20 protein-coding genes are annotated in these 17,131 nt (G+C 34.5%); 3 read left to right on the top strand and 17 right to left on the bottom strand.

The features are described from left to right. Positions 1 to 9 precede the first annotated feature (9 nt). The 4 genes from ACXVYO_RS12720 to kynU form a co-directional block, all read right to left on the bottom strand. A complete protein-coding gene (locus tag ACXVYO_RS12720) occupies positions 10 to 927 on the bottom strand; it encodes a serine hydrolase domain-containing protein (RefSeq protein ID WP_458467295.1) in 918 nt (305 codons plus the stop codon). Between the two features lie 118 nt (positions 928 to 1,045). Then, positions 1,046 to 1,885: a tryptophan 2,3-dioxygenase gene (gene kynA / locus ACXVYO_RS12715; protein ID WP_199694243.1), complete on the bottom strand. Its 840-nt coding sequence runs from the start codon at positions 1,883 to 1,885 to the stop codon at positions 1,046 to 1,048. A 32-nt stretch (positions 1,886 to 1,917) separates the two neighbouring features. Next, positions 1,918 to 2,547: an arylformamidase gene (gene kynB / locus ACXVYO_RS12710; RefSeq protein ID WP_458467294.1), complete on the bottom strand. Its 630-nt coding sequence runs from the start codon at positions 2,545 to 2,547 to the stop codon at positions 1,918 to 1,920. Positions 2,548 to 2,549: 2 nt separating this feature from the next. Further along, the gene (gene kynU / locus ACXVYO_RS12705) at positions 2,550 to 3,836 is read right to left on the bottom strand and encodes a kynureninase (protein ID WP_458467293.1); all 1,287 of its coding nucleotides are present in this window, start codon (positions 3,834 to 3,836) and stop codon (positions 2,550 to 2,552) included. A gap of 159 nt (positions 3,837 to 3,995) precedes the next feature. Between kynU and ACXVYO_RS12700 the strand changes: the two genes are divergently transcribed. Continuing rightward, entirely contained in the window at positions 3,996 to 4,607 is a 612-nt protein-coding gene (locus tag ACXVYO_RS12700) for a TetR/AcrR family transcriptional regulator (RefSeq protein ID WP_458467292.1), read from the top strand. Positions 4,608 to 4,826: 219 nt separating this feature from the next. Here ACXVYO_RS12700 and ACXVYO_RS12695 read toward each other — a convergent pair whose 3' ends face one another. From ACXVYO_RS12695 to ACXVYO_RS12665, 7 genes are all read right to left on the bottom strand, one after another. After that, positions 4,827 to 5,066 carry a DUF3953 domain-containing protein gene (locus ACXVYO_RS12695; protein ID WP_064475465.1) on the bottom strand — a complete coding sequence of 80 codons (240 nt, stop codon included), beginning with the start codon at positions 5,064 to 5,066 and terminating at the stop codon, positions 4,827 to 4,829. Between the two features lie 20 nt (positions 5,067 to 5,086). Then, entirely contained in the window at positions 5,087 to 5,332 is a 246-nt protein-coding gene (locus ACXVYO_RS12690; RefSeq protein WP_458467291.1) for a DUF3977 family protein, read from the bottom strand. Between the two features lie 110 nt (positions 5,333 to 5,442). Continuing rightward, complete coding sequence (locus tag ACXVYO_RS12685) at positions 5,443 to 7,293, bottom strand: sigma-54-dependent Fis family transcriptional regulator (protein WP_458467290.1); 1,851 nt, start codon at positions 7,291 to 7,293, stop codon at positions 5,443 to 5,445. A 123-nt stretch (positions 7,294 to 7,416) separates the two neighbouring features. Continuing rightward, the gene (locus ACXVYO_RS12680) at positions 7,417 to 7,590 is read right to left on the bottom strand and encodes a hypothetical protein (RefSeq protein WP_458467289.1); all 174 of its coding nucleotides are present in this window, start codon (positions 7,588 to 7,590) and stop codon (positions 7,417 to 7,419) included. A gap of 14 nt (positions 7,591 to 7,604) precedes the next feature. After that, on the bottom strand, positions 7,605 to 7,946 hold the full coding sequence (locus tag ACXVYO_RS12675) for an NIPSNAP family protein (RefSeq protein WP_458467288.1): 342 nt from the start codon (positions 7,944 to 7,946) through the stop codon (positions 7,605 to 7,607). A 4-nt stretch (positions 7,947 to 7,950) separates the two neighbouring features. Further along, positions 7,951 to 8,502, bottom strand: coding sequence for an N-acetyltransferase family protein (locus ACXVYO_RS12670; protein WP_458467287.1), 552 nt, complete (start codon positions 8,500 to 8,502; stop codon positions 7,951 to 7,953). Between the two features lie 22 nt (positions 8,503 to 8,524). Beyond that, positions 8,525 to 9,289: a DeoR/GlpR family DNA-binding transcription regulator gene (locus ACXVYO_RS12665; protein WP_458467286.1), complete on the bottom strand. Its 765-nt coding sequence runs from the start codon at positions 9,287 to 9,289 to the stop codon at positions 8,525 to 8,527. 251 nt (positions 9,290 to 9,540) lie between these two features. Here ACXVYO_RS12665 and ACXVYO_RS12660 point away from each other — a divergent pair, with 251 nt between their 5' ends. Continuing rightward, complete coding sequence (locus ACXVYO_RS12660; protein WP_458467285.1) at positions 9,541 to 10,032, top strand: hypothetical protein; 492 nt, start codon at positions 9,541 to 9,543, stop codon at positions 10,030 to 10,032. A 49-nt stretch (positions 10,033 to 10,081) separates the two neighbouring features. Here ACXVYO_RS12660 and ACXVYO_RS12655 read toward each other — a convergent pair whose 3' ends face one another. Next, positions 10,082 to 10,738, bottom strand: coding sequence for a DUF4085 family protein (locus ACXVYO_RS12655; RefSeq protein ID WP_458467284.1), 657 nt, complete (start codon positions 10,736 to 10,738; stop codon positions 10,082 to 10,084). Between the two features lie 221 nt (positions 10,739 to 10,959). Between ACXVYO_RS12655 and ACXVYO_RS12650 the strand changes: the two genes are divergently transcribed. Further along, entirely contained in the window at positions 10,960 to 11,556 is a 597-nt protein-coding gene (locus ACXVYO_RS12650; RefSeq protein WP_000914461.1) for a hypothetical protein, read from the top strand. 82 nt (positions 11,557 to 11,638) lie between these two features. Here ACXVYO_RS12650 and lpdA read toward each other — a convergent pair whose 3' ends face one another. From lpdA to ACXVYO_RS12625, 5 genes are all read right to left on the bottom strand, one after another. After that, a complete protein-coding gene (gene lpdA / locus ACXVYO_RS12645; protein WP_458467283.1) occupies positions 11,639 to 13,018 on the bottom strand; it encodes a dihydrolipoyl dehydrogenase in 1,380 nt (459 codons plus the stop codon). A 15-nt stretch (positions 13,019 to 13,033) separates the two neighbouring features. Next, complete coding sequence (locus ACXVYO_RS12640) at positions 13,034 to 14,233, bottom strand: dihydrolipoamide acetyltransferase family protein (RefSeq protein WP_458467282.1); 1,200 nt, start codon at positions 14,231 to 14,233, stop codon at positions 13,034 to 13,036. Between the two features lie 27 nt (positions 14,234 to 14,260). Then, positions 14,261 to 15,295, bottom strand: coding sequence for an acetoin:2,6-dichlorophenolindophenol oxidoreductase subunit beta (acoB, locus tag ACXVYO_RS12635; protein ID WP_000198895.1), 1,035 nt, complete (start codon positions 15,293 to 15,295; stop codon positions 14,261 to 14,263). Positions 15,296 to 15,312: 17 nt separating this feature from the next. Next, positions 15,313 to 16,311, bottom strand: a complete 999-nt coding sequence (acoA, locus tag ACXVYO_RS12630) for an acetoin:2,6-dichlorophenolindophenol oxidoreductase subunit alpha (RefSeq protein WP_000921294.1) — start codon at positions 16,309 to 16,311, stop codon at positions 15,313 to 15,315. 169 nt (positions 16,312 to 16,480) lie between these two features. Beyond that, positions 16,481 to 16,960 carry a DinB family protein gene (locus ACXVYO_RS12625; RefSeq protein ID WP_458467281.1) on the bottom strand — a complete coding sequence of 160 codons (480 nt, stop codon included), beginning with the start codon at positions 16,958 to 16,960 and terminating at the stop codon, positions 16,481 to 16,483. Positions 16,961 to 17,131 lie beyond the last annotated feature (171 nt).

The raw sequence follows: 17,131 nt of genomic DNA, 5'->3' as shown, positions 1-17,131 counted from the left end.
CTCCATTTCTTATATCAACTTATCATTCTCTTGTACATGTTCAATAAATAATTTTAATGGAACGAGTCCACGTTTTGGCATATGACTACTTATTACAGCAACAAGCTCTAATTGAGGTATGATAACGATGTATTGTCCGCCGTACCCCATAGCAAAGTACATACAATACGGTATGTGAAATCTTTCATTATTCAATACCCACCAGTGATATCCATATGCCCCGACATGTTCATACGTTTCAAATAGAGGTGTACTTGATTCTTCTAACCATTTCGATGATACAATTTCATTCCCCTGCCAATATCCATTCTGCAAACATAAAATTCCTAGCTTTAATAAATCTTTAGATTTCATTTTCATACCGAAACCACCGACATGTATGCCTTGAGGATCTTGTTGCCACTCATATTCGGTAATTTCTAACGGATCAAATAAATATCTTTTTGCAAATTGTTCTGTCGACATTCCGGTAGCTTCTTGAATAATGTAACTAAGCAAATGCGAAGACCCTGAGTTATAATTCATTTTTGTAGCGGGTTTTTCAATTATTGTTTTTTCTAATATGTATTGCACCCAGTTTTCCGATTCTACAAAATCATTTGGGAACACTACTCCATTTCCGAACTCTTTCCAATCTTCACCTGTAGTCATCGTTAATAGATGATAAATTGTTAATTCGTTTTTTTCTTCTGGTATATTTGGAATCCATTTTGTAATTGGTGTATGTATATCATTTATATATCCTTTATCGATTGCAACACCTATTAATATGGATACAATACTTTTTGTAATCGAATTTATTTTATATAAATTACTTGAACATTCTATCGTTTTATAATATTCATTGGTTAGCTCACCTTTTTGATAAACGAGAAATGTATTTACTTTTTTCTTTTCAAATTTATTTTCTATTAGCTTGAAATCCAAAACTTTACCTCCAATTAAATCATTAACTTATTTATTATATCCTGTAGCTTTAATTAAAACATAAATGTGTTCAAATAAAAAACAAACCTGTCAGTAATAAACTGACAGGTTTGTTTTTTTATAATTTCGTACGAACATTCCAAAGCTCTGGGAAGAAACATTGATCAAGTACCCTTTTCAAATAAGATACACCAGAAGATCCACCTGTTCCCATTTTATGACCAATAATACGTTCTACCGTTTTCATATGACGGAAACGCCATTGTTGTAGCCAATCTTCAATATCGATTAATTTTTCAGCAAGCTGATATAAATCCCAATATTTCTTCACATCTGCATACACTTCTATCCATGCTGCTTCTACTGTTGCGTCTTCTTCATAAGGCTGCGTAATATCACGATTTAACACATCTTTATGAATAGGGAATCCTTCTTTTACAAGAGCTTGAATTGCCACATCATACAAACTTGGTGCATGTAGTGCTGTATGAAGTCGAGCGTGTAATTCTGGATCCTTTTCATAAATTTTTAATGCGTGCGGTGTTTTATAGCCAAGTGCATACTCAATCATACGATATTGATACGATTGAAACCCTGAGGCTTGACCGAGTGAGTCACGAAACTCAATATATTCAGATGGTGTTAATGTCGCAAGAATATCCCAAGATTGAATAATTTGCGACTGAATTTTTGATACACGTGCTAACATTTTAAAAGCCGGTTGTAATTTATCATTTTTAATAGATTCAATCGCTGCATTTAACTCATGTAAAATTAATTTCATCCAAAGCTCGCTTGCTTGGTGAATCACGATGAATAACATTTCATCATGATGATCTGATAATCTCTTTTGAGAAGATAGTAAACTATCTAATTGTAAATACTCCCCGTACGTCATATTCTCTTTAAAGTCCGTATGAATTCCTTTTTCCATAATTACCTTTTCGTTTTCTTTCATATTAGCCAAACGCCCCTTTTATATATTTCTACTTATATTGGTCTAATAACTGCTCGAACTGGACTTCCATCTGCATCTGTTAAGGCAAGTGGTAATGCGATTAATTCATAATCACCGTCTACTACATGATCTAGTACGACATTTTCTAAAATGTGTATGCCATGTTTAAACAATTGATGATGCGCTGCTAATTCTTTATCATCTAATGGATCAACTGATGGTACATCCACCCCGATTAAACGAATTCCCTTTTCAGAAAGAAATGGTGCAATATCAGCACGTAAATGCGGGATTACATCTGGGAATTCATTTGCTTTACCATGTGAAGATGTGCGTAACAACAATCTTTCTACGCCTTCTAAATGAAAGCTTTCTAATTCCTTTTGCCCAATGCTTTCAAGATTAGAAACATCTATGATGCGCACTGGACCGACATAAACTTGAACATCTAAATCTATTACTTTCTTTCCATCATTATCAAAATGAAACGGTGCGTCAATATGAGTACCTGTATGAATACTCATTGTTAACTTTCCGACATTTACTGACCCACTCTCTTCCTTTGACCATGAAACTTCATACGAGAACGGTGTATCTCCTGGCCAAGTGGCAATATCATTATTTAGCGGTTGTGAAATATCAATCCACTCTAAAGTTTTCATACTTATGCCACAACCTCTCGCTTATTTTCAAACTGCTTATATTCTTCATCTTTCATGATTTTCTTTAAAATTTGAACAGAATGCCACACTTCTTCGTATGTGTTATATAAAGCAACTGGCGCAAGTCTTACTCCATTAGGTGCACGAAAATCAGGAATAACTCCATTTGCTTTTAACGCTTTACAAATGCGTGCTGCTTCAGCATGCTCTAAATAAATATGGCCGCCTCGTTTTTCATCCTCTAATGGATTCCCAATTGTAAATCCAAAGTCTTTTAATTCATGATCAATTAAATTAAGCATGTATCTTGTTATATGTAACGATTTTTCACGTAAACGTTCTATCCCAGCATCTTTAAAGATTTCAAGAGAACCGATTAACGGTGCAGTACTTAATACGTGCGGTGTACCGATTTGATAAGCACCTGCATGATCAGCAGCTGTTAATGTATGTTCCATATCAAACTGCTTTTCTTTTCTAGAACTAAACCAACCTGATAATCCTGGAAGTCTATTAAAATGCTTTTTATTCACATAAAGCCCCGCAACTCCACCAGGTCCTGCATTTAAATATTTATAATTACACCAAATAGCGAAATCAACATCCCATTCTTTGAAATGATGCGGAATAGAACCGATTGAATGACATAAATCGAATCCGATATGAATACCACGCTTATGTGCTTCCGCTGTTAAAAGTTTCATATCAAGAATTTGGCCGCTTCTATATAGTACAGAAGGCAATAAAATTAACGCGATATCATCTGTCATCGCTTGAATAATATCATCTTCAGAAAGTGTTCTACCATCTCGGCTTTTCACTCGTACTAAATGCTCATCTGGATCTAATCCTTTTAAACGAATTTGACTTTGAAGTGCATATATATCTGACGGGAATGTTAATTCATCAGCAAGGATTTTTGTACGTATTCCTTTCGGCTCATAAAATGTCGCAATCACTTGGTGTATATTCGTTGTTGTGGAACCGGTTACAATAACTTCTTCCAGTAAAGCTCCAATAAGAGGCGCTGTCAATTCACCTAATTTCTCCGAAAGGAAAAACCACGGATGCTCTCCTTCAGTCCAGCCGTCAATTCCATACTCCTTCCATGAATCGAGCAACGTAAGTAACGATTTCTCTGCTCTTTTTGAAAGTAGTCCTAATGAGTTTCCATCTAAATATATTGTTCCTTCTTTTTTATAGAATTCAGTTTGAAAATCTTTCAGTTCATCATGTTTATCACATTCAAGCGCATATTCATAAGTTGATTGAAATGGTTCTTTATACATGGTGTCACCTTCTTTTAATTTTCTTTTTATTCTAACTAATTGAAATATATCACCATAGTTGATATAACGTCAATGATATTATGTCAGTTGACTTTATATATGAATTTCTTTTACAATACAGTTATATTTTCAGATATTTCAGTATAAAGAGGTGATTCTTTGAAAAACAATACTCTTTCATCAAGAAAACACCGCTCCTTAGAAACAAAGAAGAAACTATTACACGCTGGTTACACTATTTTTATACAGAACGGATTTCAAAAAACGACAATTACACAAATTATTAAACATGCAGAAACCGGTTATGGAACCGCATATGTATACTTTAAAAACAAAGACGACCTCCTCATCGTTTTAATGGAAGATGTCATGAATCAATTTTATGATATTGCCGAGCGCTCCTTTTCGCCTCAAACAAAAGAAGAAGCACGTAGCATGATTCAAAATCAAGTTAGAGCATTTCTACAATTAGCAGAGAAAGAACGAGCTATATTGCAAGTTGTAGAAGAAGCGATCGGATTATCAAAAGAGATACGTCAAAAATGGGACGAGATACGGGAACGCTTTATAAACAATATTACGCAGGATATTACATACGCTCAAGAAAGTGGATTAGCACAACCTGAATTAAATAAAGAAATTGTAGCTCGTGCTTGGTTCGCAATGAATGAGATGTTTCTTTGGACGATTGTGAAAAATGATAAAAAATTAGAGTTAGAAGAGATAGTACATATATTGACGGAAATGTATACGACGGGGTTATATAAATAGCACACTCATTTATATAAGTGTGCTATTGTATGGTCTATATGTGGGTATGGTTATGCTAAAAGTGTTGTTTTAAATAACAGGAATGTTTTAGCAATATTTCCAAGGTAAGAAAAAAGAATGTATTCTCACCTCTTCTGAACTTACTTATTGGATAACAGAAAGATTTTGTATTGTTAAAAATATGTACAAAACAGCTACTAGAATTTTAATGAGAAAAGTTTATTTTAAATATTTTATTAAAGATACAATGATACAAAATAACGATGTAAGTAAAAGCAACAGTCCCATATTCTTATTCTTTTTTTCATCCTTCTTAACATTTTGTATCCCCATACTAGCAAGCATAAAACCTAATAATAATTGCAAAATAAGCATGCTTTGCTTCGAATCATCATTCCAACTGTAAATAGAATAGCCCATTACAATAAAAGCGAGTATGAATGTGGTAATTCTAATCATAAAAACACCCCTATTTAATTCTATTGTTTTAACCTACTTACGATTCCAACAATAAACTTATACTCATCTCTACTTTTTCTTGCTTTCTTAAACCCTTCTTTCGTATCAAAAATAAAACACGTTTTCCGAAACCAAATTCGTACATATAAAGACTCAAAATAAATAGGTTTTATAATTCCTCTTTCCTCAAATTCAGTTCCATCTTTATTTTCAGTTTCCGTTCGAACGAACCACCTATTTCCGATGCCAATTTCAATATACTTCACATATTCCACCTTCCGGAAATTATTTTCTAACTATTCTATTATTTCCCCGGCAAGCGCACATTCCGACAGAACATGAGCCACAAAGAAAAAGTAGATTACAAAAATCTACTTTATAGCTTATATTTTTGCATTCGCTTATAAAATGTACTTCGAGGTACATCTAAAAGTTTTGCAGCTAATGAAACATTTCCGTTCGTCTTTTCTAGCGCTTCAATCATGCTATCACGCTGTATTTTTTCACGGAAATTTAATGTATGCTCCGTTTTATTTTCTACTTGCAATGCAAGTTGATGTTGATTTCTCATCATGGTTTGTAATAAAAAAGAAATTTGTTTTTCGCATATTTCCCGACCTTGTGACAAAATGTAAATGCGTTCTAATACATTTAATAATTCTCGAATATTTCCGGGCCATGTATGCTGAGAAAATTGATTACAAATACTTTTTGGAAATACAACATTCCAATTCTTTCGTTCACAAAAATGTTGTATGAAGTACGGAATATCCTCTTTTCTTTCTATTAACGATGGAACATATAGCGGATACACATGTAAACGATAATATAAATCTTGACGAAATTTCCTTTCTTCTACTAATCGCAGTAAATCTTTATGTGTCGCAGTAATAATGCGAATATTGACTGGTACCTCTTTTGAACTGCCGATCGGGGTTACTGTTCGTTCTTGTAAAACACGCAATAATGCGACTTGCATCTCTGGAGGCACTTCACCAATTTCATCTAAAAATATTGTCCCTCCGTCCGCTTGTTCGAATTTCCCTTTATATCCTTGGCGCCGTGCACCTGTAAACGCTCCTTCAGCATAACCAAATAATTCACTTTCCATTAATTCTTTTGGCAATGAACCGCAGTTAACAGCTATAAAAGGACCATTTTTTCTTGGGCTATTTTCATGAATCGACCTCGCTACATATTCTTTCCCTACACCTGTTTCACCACAAACATATACACTAGCATCAGTTGGAGATACAAGCTTAATTTCTTCTAAAGTATGTTTAAAAGCATGGCTTGTCCCAATAACTCCAGGGAAAGTAATTCCGTTTATAAATGGGGCAGTTGAAAATACATTTCCTTGTTTATTTTCCTTTATATAAATACATTTCCCGATCATTCTATCATTACTATATACCGGTACTTCTAATTTAGATTTCAATCCATTTTGCATTAAATCTTCAAGTTTCATTCGTGACCAATTCGAAACTCGTTCCCGTACACTCTTGCTTGCAGAAACAACAACATCACGATGATTACATATAACAACTTGTTCATCACTGTCAATTACATCTAAAAAACGATGGATTAAATGTAATTCATTTTGATGCACTCGAATACTACATTCACGTTCAATCGCATGTGCAATCGAAGTTACCATCCCGAGCATATACGGATGTGAAAATTCAATTGGACAGGAGAAATCTAGAACTCCAATTAATTTCCCGTCATCATTATGAATCGGAGCGGCCGCACAACTCCAGCTATGAGATGCGACAGAATAATGCTCTGTACCACTTATCATAATAGCCTCTTCAATCTGTAACGCCGTTCCTATCGCATTTGTACCAACAGCTGCTTCCGTCCATTTCACACCTTCAATGAAGTTAATATGTTTCGCTCGTTTTAACGTTTGTTGATTTCCGCTTAACGATAGAACGTAACCGTCTGGATCAATTAATAATGCCATCATTTGCAGTTCATCAATGGTTTTTCTCATATTTTGTATTTGAGGTATTGCTATATCTAGGAAGATTTCACTCTTTTTCTTTTGATCCTGAAAAATATTAGAAGACAAAATTTTCTGACCTTTATTCATATGAGGATTCACATTTGCTTGTTTACATCTATGCCATGACTCTGAAATTCTTTCGTTCATACGGTTCGAATCAAGGACACCTTCATCAACAAACTTTTTCCATGTATGTAAGTAAAATGGTGAAGCTAACATTGTATCATCTCCCTATTCATTGTTTTGGAGATCTGTAAAAACATACTTTTATTATAAAACTGTATAAAAGCGTTTTCAATAAAACTAGAAAGACGACACAAAAACGTTAATAATTTGAATATCTTAATGCGCTTCTTTATTCTTTTTTAGTAGAACTATATTTTGTATAATGGACGCAAAGAAAATACATAACCAAAACCACTTTTGTGGAGTATCATTTATAAAGAAAACTATTACAGCTATGGCAAATAAAATGGTGGATGCTAAACTAAAATATAATTTTGTTTTAATTTTCATTATCCCTCACTCCTCTATCGCTTTACAGTACATACTAACTCTTCATTTTTTAACTCTACTATGTACTTCTGAAAAACATATTCTTTCCCGCCATGTTTTTCATACCAATCCTGTATTCTTTTAACATGCATCTCGTCACTTCTAATTTTTGATTCAATTTCTTTATACTGTTCATAACTATCATATTCCCATATGGCGAATATTTCTGTTGTACCATCATTATTATCTTTCATCCAGCGTCCTATTAGCCTGGAACCATTCTTTAATTGATTGGGTAAGTTCGTGTTAGTAAAATGCTCATTCAATGTTTCTACAAATTCATTCTTTACTATATAGTACTTTCTTCTGTAAAACATCCCACTACACCTCTTTTATGAATCTTCCCATTACAACCGTATTATAATACTTCCCATCCGATAGTCTTTTATCATGTTTCAAAATACCTTCTACTTCAAAACCTAATTTTTTATATAGTTGAATGGCTTTTTCATTTGTCTCTAACACTTGTAATGATATCTTTTTCACTTCATTTTCATCAGCCCACTGAATAGATTGTTGCAATAGACTCTTACCGATTCTATATCCCCAAAACTCTCTTGAAATACAAACACCAAATTCTACTTTATGAGTTAATCTCTTCAAATTTGATCCTTCACATCTTGAAAACCCCACGATTCGATTGTCTACTTCTGCAACTAAAAAGAGATTTTTCGTCTCTTCACTATCTGTTTTTATTATTTTTTGAAAACCTACCTTATCTATAAATCCCTCTCCAGCTTCTCTATCCATATTTTCAGTTTCACCATCGATCTGAACTCTAATTTCTGATAACTGCTCCGCATCTGTTTCAGCTGCAGAACGAATTGTATAAGTTAATCCATTTATATGAAACTCTTGTCCTTTTATAATCATTTGAAACTCCTTTTAAATGTAGTCAGTCTATTAATGCTATTACAATTTCTTTACCTTGTTTCTCAAATTGTTGAATCGTTTCTTTACTAGCCTCTTCATCTGTTATTATAAGGTCAATCTCACTCATTGACTCTCCTTTTACAAAGCAGTCTATTCCGAGTTTCGTATGAGGAGCTAAACAAATGTTTCTTCGCGCAATTTTACTTACTGCTTTTCCAAAATAAACATCTTCCGGCGTTGTATTACTTATACCATTCAATGAAATACCACCACCTGTAGAGAAATAAATATCAATTGATAATCTACTGATCATTTCAGAGGCAAGTGTATCTGTCATATTTCCTGATGGTTTCACCTTTCCACCAATTAAGTATGTATCTACATTCTTATAATCCCGTAACTTACTAGCAATTTCTAAAGAATTCGTAATCACTGTAAATGACATTTCAGGTAAGCATTTTAACATGGCATAATGAATAGAAGCCCCGCCAATAAAAACGGAATCGTCTTCTTGTATGTAGGATACAGCAACTTTCGCAATCGTATCTTCCTCTATTGAACTATCACGATAACGTTTCGTTGGTTCGGCAGCTAAGTTTCTCACTCGCGTAAGTTCGATTGCACCTCCATGTGTTCTTTTTAATAGGCCGTCCTTCTCCATAATAGATAAATCTCTTCTTATCGAATCAATAGACATATCGAAACTTTCCGCAAGATCCTTAGCGATTACTCTTCCCTCTTTCTTAAGTAACTCTAAAATTTTCTCTCTACGCTCTTCAGTAAACATGTACCCACCACCGTCATTGAAGATTCTGAAATTTCATCTTTATTTTAATTATATGCATGCTTTTTCTGTATTACAATATTTTCAATTCTTATTTATTCAGTTTTATACCGTTTACTCCCACTTTCTATCCCATTAACTTGACAACTAAAATAAATGTACATCTATATATTACATAAATATACTTCCATTTCCTTTCCTATTGATGTAAAATTATTCCTATGCTTTACTTTTTAACGCAGAAAGGAATTATTATGAAATCTATAATTAAAGTAACTTGTACAGCATTATTATTTACAGGACTAATGGCAGGATGTAATGGGAATACTACACCGAAACAAGAAAAGAGCGCTCTTGAAAAGGATGCAATGCACTATGGGGAAATATATAAAAATGAATACTATAGAGCAACTGTTGAAAATGCAAAATTCGAGAAAATAGACAAAGAGTGGCGTCTCACAGCTCGCGTTACTATAAATAACGCTCGTGTTGACGGACAAACGATAGATCTTTCAGAAATAAAATACTTCATAAAAGATGAAAAAACAGGTGAAAAATACGAAGGTGAAGTTATACAAAATGAAAATGCTAAAAAGGTTCCATTTGAGTATTCTTTAACTAGCGATATTGTATTTAATATGAAGACTTCACCAAAAGATTTAAATTCTATGTATTTATATATAGATAGTAAAGCTGCGCCGTTAACAGATACATATTGGAAACTTGATAATTTAGCATCTAAATAAAAAACAGTCTTATAAGACTGTTTTTTTGTTTATAAAGTTATAAAGTTTACTAGTTACCTATCTCAAGCAATACGTCTTTTGCACAAATCGTCACTTCTTCAAATGGGCAATCAAATAAAACACCCAATTCGAACCCTTCATTAGTAAGATCTATTTCATGACATAACCACCAAGCACCTTCAAAATTTTCCGGAATTGAACACTTCGTTACGCCTGTAAAAGTTACTTTCAGTTTATCAAATTCACTGAAAGTCCCACTGCAATCTAAAATTATTATTAGCGTATCTTTTGATATTCTCTCTACTGACTTGACTACACTGTCATGCAGTGAGTATTCATGTAGTTGAACGACATTCTGCGCAAGCTTTTCTTTTATAGTATTATAATTATCTAAATACGCTTGTTCTAAATCACTCATTCTTTTCTCATAATCTACTGTCCACTCAAGCATAAGTTTCTTTAATTTTTCCGATGGGTATTCTGAATTAATTGTATTTTCATGAATGTATGGATGTAATGACTTAGGTAGAAACTTTAATAGATCTTCTTTCTTTTCTTCCGCGTCTTTTCTTAAACTTTGCTTGTAATCCATTCCTATCTTTTCGCTCTCTCGCAACAACTCTTCCCATTCTTCTACTGTTTCTGGGAAAATTAAAAATCCAGATACTTGCATTTCTTTATACCAATCTTTATTGAAATACTTCAATGGCTTTCCTCCTAAAACATTTTAACATCCAACAAAAGCGATATATCTATTTATTTTATCATTCCGATAACTATTTTTTCTAAAGAAAAAATGCAAAACTGTAAATATTCCGCCTTTTATTTCTAAAACTTCAGAATATTTACAATAGTCCTCATTTGGAATACATTTTACTAGTACAAAGATTCACCTGTACAAAAATCTAAACAAAAAGGGATGGTTATATGTTGAAGAAATTAGTAGCAGGGACATTAGTAGCGGGTTTTGCATTAACTGGAGGACTAGGAGTAGCAAGTGCTGAAGAAAAAAGTAATGTAATTAAATCATTTGATTATTTAAAAGTTGATGAACAGAATGTTACTTCCTTTGCAAAATTAAGTGATCAGGAGAAAAAAGACATCCAAATTACTATGGTATTACCTGAGCAAAATGAAAATGGAGATTGGCTAGCTTATGGTTTTACTAGCCGTGAAACATTAGATGCTTATATTGAAAAGGATAAAAAAGCACTTAAAAATAAAATTAATCCTTTAGGTAGCGGTGCTGGTAGTACTGATTTTTATGAACATAAAGATAAAGGTGGCCAATATATTTACTGGAGCAGCGGTTTTAAAAACTTGCCTTCTAGCTGGAATGACAGAATTTCTTCTGTAAGTACAGCATCGCCTTCAGCAAGTTATTCAACGACACTTTGGGAGCATACTTCAACACAAGGATATGGAAAAGGTGTTGTATTCAAACATGCTGATTGGTACGGTAAAACTGCTAATTTAGCTGCTGATTGGAACGATATTACTTCAGCGATTGACGTTAAAAAGTAAAAAGTTATTTAATTTCTTCTATAAAAATTCAAACCACTATTCTCTCATATATTTAGAGAATAGTGGTTTATTATATTTCTATTTAAGCATATACAGCATGTCCTATCGCTTGCAATAATGCTTCATGAATCGCTTCAGATAAAGTTGGATGCGCTGCAATATAATCTCTCATTATATCAGCGGTAACTTCTGTATGAAGCATTACGGTTCCTTGTCCAATCAGTTCGGTTGCACGAGGACCGATAATTGAAATCCCCATAATTTCTTGATATTTAGGTTCCACAATAACTTTTACTTTCCCCGTTTGTTCTCCAATAATAAGCGCTTTTCCGTTCGCTGTAAAAGGAAATTCGCCAATTTGTATGTCACCGTACTGCTCTCTTGCATCTTTTTCATTTAAACCTACACTTGCGATTTCTGGGGATGTGTATATACATCGAGGTACTGCATGATAGTTAACTTTCACATCTTCTCCACTCGCATGTAATGCTGCTGTCGTTCCTTCATGGAAAGCAACGTGAGCAAGCTGGATTCCACCAATCACATCACCTGCTGCGTAAATATGTGATACATTTGTTTGCATATGTTTATTCACAGAAATTCCTTTATTTGAAAATTGAACACCTGCTTTTTCTAAATTTAATTCTTGTACACGTGGTTTTCGGCCGACAGAAACGAGAACATATTCTGGATTTACCTCTTGAATACTTGCTTCATATTCAAATGAAGCCTGCTTCTTATAATTATTCAATCCTTTTAAAGCTGCTTCTGTAAATACTTCTACACCATCATTTTCTAGTTTCTCTCTTAAAATATGTGCGATATCTTCATCTTCACCAGGTAATAATTGCAGTGCCATTTCAACAATTATAACTTTCGTTCCAAGACGACTATAAATACTTGCAAACTCGCACCCTATTACACCACCGCCAACGATTAGCAATGATTTCGGTATATTTTCTAGGGACATTGCATGGCTACTATTTAAAATCCACTTCCCATCAAACGGAGCAAAAGGTAATTCAGTTGGTTCTGAACCTGCGGCTATAATGAATTGTTCTCCATCTACTACGGTTTCTTTATCACCATGTGTAACTCTCACTCGGTGATCCGTTTCAAATCTCGCTTTACCTTGTATAACTTGTATTTTATTTTTCTTCATTAAATATTGAATTCCTTGGACGAGCTGCGTTATGATTTGTGATTTCCTCGCCTGTATTTGCTTCCAATCAATTGATATACTTCCATTGTTAAGTGCAATTCCATAATGATTCGCTTTTCTCACAATGTCATGCACTTCTGCACTTTCTAACAATGATTTCGTAGGCATACAACCAACATTTAAACAAGTCCCGCCAAGATCCGCTTCATCAATAAGAATGACATCTTTCCCATTTTGGGCCGCGGTAATTGCTGCTACATAGCCAGCAGGTCCGCCTCCAATAACGACTAATTTACTCATTCTCTCACCTTCTCTTTATAAAAGAATTGTTACAGGTTCTTCTAAATAACGTTTAATTGTGCGTAAAAATGCAGCTGCTGGTGCACCATCTAATACACGATGATCGAATGTTAAACTTAAAGGTAACATACTTCCTTTTCTTAATTTTTTCCCTTTATATACAGGAACATGTTCAATTGCACCTACACCTAAAATACCAATTTCAGGTGTATTTAATACCGGCGTAAAATATTCAATACCGAAGCTACCTAAATTACTAATTGTAAATGTTGTTCCTTGCATATCATCACTATTTAAACTGCCTGCTCGTGCCTTTTGTGCCACATTCTTAATCTCTTTAGATAACTCTACTACAGATAGATTATGAGCAAAGCGAATAGCTGGAACAACTAATCCTTTTTCTAACGCGACTGCCATGCCTAAATGAACATGTTCAAATTGATGAATTGCATCATCTATATATGCGCTGTTCATTTCTTTATGCTCCCCAAGAGCTAATACTACAGCACGAGAAACAAAATCCGTAATGGTTAGTTTGTTATCGTATCGTTTTTGTACAGCTTCCGCTATGTCTTTATGTAAAGCCACTAAATCTGTCACATCTACTTTCATCGTTAATGTTAATTGCGCACTATTTTGTAAACTTGCATGCATACGGTTTGCGATTGCTTTCCGCATACCAGTCACAGGAATGACTTTACTTTCTTCTTGTTCAAGTACTTCTGGAATCAGCACTCTTTCTTCAAGCGCCTTTAACACATCTACCTTTGTAATTCTTCCACCAGGACCTGTACCAACTAATGCCTTGATATCTAGATTTTCAGACTTTGCAATTTTCTTCGCTACAGGTGAAATTTTGATTCTTTGCTTTGCTACTTCTTTCGCATATGGTTCTGGATGTTGTACATTTTTAGATTCTAAATTAGGTATTTTTTCTTCTACAACATTTGTACTTTCATAGACTTCTACTTTTTCATTGTGCTTACCGATGTAGCAAATTACAGTGCCAGGTGGAACTCCCTCATCTTCACTTACAGCTATATCAAGTACAGTTCCATCCGCTGGTGCTTCTATTTCAGTTTCGATTTTTTCCGAGTTAATACTAGCAATTAGTTCACCTTTTACTACATGATCGCCTGTTTTAATATTCCAGCTCGTAATAAAACCTTCTTTCATCGCCATACCTAATTTCGGCATTACAACTTCTACAGCCATGTTTCTCTCTCCCTTCTCATCGTTTCATTACACATGTAATAAAGATTGGTCTCCGATCATTTCTGATACAGTTTCAATTACTTTCTCCGGCGTTGGTAAATATAACTTTTCAAGTGGTGGCGAGAACGGAACTGGTGTATGTGGTGCTGTAATTCGTTTAATAGGTGCATCTAACATATCGAATCCTTTATCCGCTACTATTGCTGCAATATCTGTTGCGATACTACATCTTGGATTTGCTTCGTCAATAACAATTAGGCGATTTGTTTTTTCAACAGATGCTAAAATCGTATCTTCATCCAGTGGTGATAAAGAACGTGGATCGATGACTTCTACTTCAAGTCCCTTTTTCGATAATTGCTCAGCAGCTGCAAGTGCTGTATGAACTTGTTTTCCAATTGCGACGATTGTTACATCAGAACCTTCGCGTTTAATATCTGCTTTTCCTAAAGGAATTGTATAGTACCCTTCTGGTACTTCGCCTTTCATATTGTAAAGTGTTTTATCTTCAAAGAAGATTACTGGATCGTCATCTTCAATTGCTGCTAATAATAAGCCTTTTGCGTCATATGGAGTGGAAGGAACGACAACTTTAATCCCTGGAATGCTCGTAAATAAAGCGTATAAACTTTGTGAATGCTGTGCCGCTGCACTAAAACCAGCACCATGCATCGTACGTACTGTAACTGGCACTTTCGCTTTACCACCGAACATATAACGGAATTTTGCACCTTGGTTTAATACTTGATCAAGACAGCTTCCAATAAAATCATTAAACATTAATTCAGCAATCGGACGTAATCCCGTTGCCGCAGCTGCCATTGCTGCTCCCATATAACCTGCTTCAGAAATTGGAGTATCTAAAATACGATTCCGCCCAAATTCTTGTACAAGCCCCTTCGTAACGCCGAGTACACCGCCCCAAGCTTCATCATCTTGCAAGTGATCCACTTGTGCACCGCCTGCAACGTCTTCTCCGATTAAAATTACATTTTCATCACGACGCATTGATATTTTCATCGCTTCATTGATTGCAGTTGACATACTTACTGTTCTAGTCATTATTTTTCACCCTCCTCTTATTTGTAAGAAACGTATACATCTTTTAATAATTCTTCATCCTCTGGATATGGACTATTTTCACTAAATTCAATTGATTTTTGTACTGCTTCATCTACTGCCTTTTCCATATCCACAAGTTCAGATTCAGTTAATAAAGCTTCATGAATTAAATGCTTACGGAAATTCACAATCGCATCTTTTTCATTTAAATGTTCTTCTTTTTCTTCTGAAGTTTTATATGTTTGCGCTTCACCTTCGAAATGACCATAATTGCGATATGTCATACATTCAATTATTGTTGGACCACCGCCATTACGTGCGCGCTCCACCGCTTCTTCAGCTGCTTTATATACTGCAAGTAAATCTTTTCCATCTACTTGAACACCTGGAATATTATAAGCTTTCGCCCGATCGGCAATGGAATCACAACTTGAAGCATATTCAAATGTTGTTGCTTCACCGTAACCGTTATTTTCTGCAATAAAAATAACTGGTAACTTCCAAATCGCCGCTAAATTAACCCCTTCATGGAATGTCCCTTCATTATTTGCTCCGTCACCAAAGAAACAAACACTCACATCTTTCGTTCCTTTATATTTAGCTGTTAATGCTGAACCGCAAGCAAGTGGAAAACCTCCGCCTACAATCCCATTTGCACCAAGCATTCCTTTATTTAAATCGGCAATATGCATGGAACCGCCTTTACCTTTACATAACCCTGTCACTTTCCCAAAAAGTTCAGCCATCATCCCATTTAAGTCACAGCCTTTTGCAATACAATGCCCATGTCCTCTATGCGTACTTGTAATACTGTCACTATCTGTTAAGTGGGCACATACACCAACCGCTACCGCTTCTTCACCTGCGTATAAATGAACGAAACCTGGCAAAACGCCTTGCGCGAACAATTCATGTACCTTATCTTCAAACTTACGAATTTCTAACATTTTTTCATACATCCAACGAGCTTGTTCTTTCGTAATTTCATTCCCTTTACTTTCAGTTGTTTTTAACATGTCCAGCCCTCCTATTTTTTTGTTCATCTTTTATATCGCAAGTACTGTGCCAAATTCTAATCATTGATTTCATGGGTTTTCTCTTTCTTTTAAAAATAAAAAAGTGGACAAAATGAGACATCTGTCTCGTTTTGTCCACTTTTGTTCACCTATTTTGAGAATTATTATCTTATTCATTATCAAAACTCTTCTGTAACTTCCGGATATAAATAATTTGACCAATATGATAGGCATTATGAGTTGTTACATTTGCTAGCACTTCCCACCACTTTGCAGAAACAGGAAATCCAACTACATCGCTTTCAACTTTCTCTTCATTTATAAGCTTTTGCCATTGTAACAGTTTCTCTAGTAGTTTTTCTCTTAACTCATCGAATGATTGATTATCTGAAAGCATAAAACTTTTGTTATTATCACCAATAGCGGGCACGGCATTCACATTCGATTCTTTGTACCTAGTTTGCCACGTTGAGTTCCAATACAATAAATGTTGTACAATCTCAGCTATACTATTACTCTCTTCATTCGGTTTCCAGAAAGCCTCTCTCTCAGATAGATCTTTCACTGCATCTGAAAATGGCATATACCAACTAGGATCATTCGCATTCGCTAATAATTGATCTGCTAATACATCTTTCACATGAGTCATTTTTCCCCCTCATTTCATTAACGTATTTATACTCACTTCTTTATATACGCTGAGTCCGAATAATTCCCTCTTTTAAAATAGAATTAACGGTATTGCTCTCAAAACGAATGTAAGATTAATAGATTTTCTTTTCATAACTCGTTATGATAAAAGAAAAAGAAAGCGAGCAAA

This window comes from Bacillus sp. BC08, from assembly GCF_054326875.1.
The sequence above is the reverse complement of the archived record's forward strand: the minus strand, read 5'-3'. Positions and strand labels throughout refer to the sequence as shown.

Bases quoted from the DNA above. Each gene is read 5' to 3' on its own strand.
- kynB (WP_458467294.1), bottom strand. From the start codon at position 2,547: ATGAAAACTTTAGAGTGGATTGATATTTCACAACCGCTAAATAATGAT.
- ACXVYO_RS12650 (WP_000914461.1), top strand. From the start codon at position 10,960: ATGTTGAAGAAATTAGTAGCAGGGACATTAGTAGCGGGTTTTGCATTA.
- ACXVYO_RS12625 (WP_458467281.1), bottom strand. From the start codon at position 16,960: ATGACTCATGTGAAAGATGTATTAGCAGATCAATTATTAGCGAATGCG.
- lpdA (WP_458467283.1), bottom strand. From the start codon at position 13,018: ATGAGTAAATTAGTCGTTATTGGAGGCGGACCTGCTGGCTATGTAGCA.
- ACXVYO_RS12680 (WP_458467289.1), bottom strand. From the start codon at position 7,590: ATGAAAATTAAAACAAAATTATATTTTAGTTTAGCATCCACCATTTTA.
- ACXVYO_RS12685 (WP_458467290.1), bottom strand. From the start codon at position 7,293: ATGTTAGCTTCACCATTTTACTTACATACATGGAAAAAGTTTGTTGAT.
- kynA (WP_199694243.1), bottom strand. From the start codon at position 1,885: ATGAAAGAAAACGAAAAGGTAATTATGGAAAAAGGAATTCATACGGAC.
- ACXVYO_RS12695 (WP_064475465.1), bottom strand. From the start codon at position 5,066: ATGATTAGAATTACCACATTCATACTCGCTTTTATTGTAATGGGCTAT.
- acoA (WP_000921294.1), bottom strand. From the start codon at position 16,311: ATGTTAAAAACAACTGAAAGTAAAGGGAATGAAATTACGAAAGAACAA.
- ACXVYO_RS12640 (WP_458467282.1), bottom strand. From the start codon at position 14,233: ATGGCTGTAGAAGTTGTAATGCCGAAATTAGGTATGGCGATGAAAGAA.
- ACXVYO_RS12675 (WP_458467288.1), bottom strand. From the start codon at position 7,946: ATGTTTTACAGAAGAAAGTACTATATAGTAAAGAATGAATTTGTAGAA.
- ACXVYO_RS12660 (WP_458467285.1), top strand. From the start codon at position 9,541: ATGAAATCTATAATTAAAGTAACTTGTACAGCATTATTATTTACAGGA.
- kynU (WP_458467293.1), bottom strand. From the start codon at position 3,836: ATGTATAAAGAACCATTTCAATCAACTTATGAATATGCGCTTGAATGT.
- ACXVYO_RS12665 (WP_458467286.1), bottom strand. From the start codon at position 9,289: ATGTTTACTGAAGAGCGTAGAGAGAAAATTTTAGAGTTACTTAAGAAA.
- ACXVYO_RS12670 (WP_458467287.1), bottom strand. From the start codon at position 8,502: ATGATTATAAAAGGACAAGAGTTTCATATAAATGGATTAACTTATACA.
- acoB (WP_000198895.1), bottom strand. From the start codon at position 15,295: ATGACTAGAACAGTAAGTATGTCAACTGCAATCAATGAAGCGATGAAA.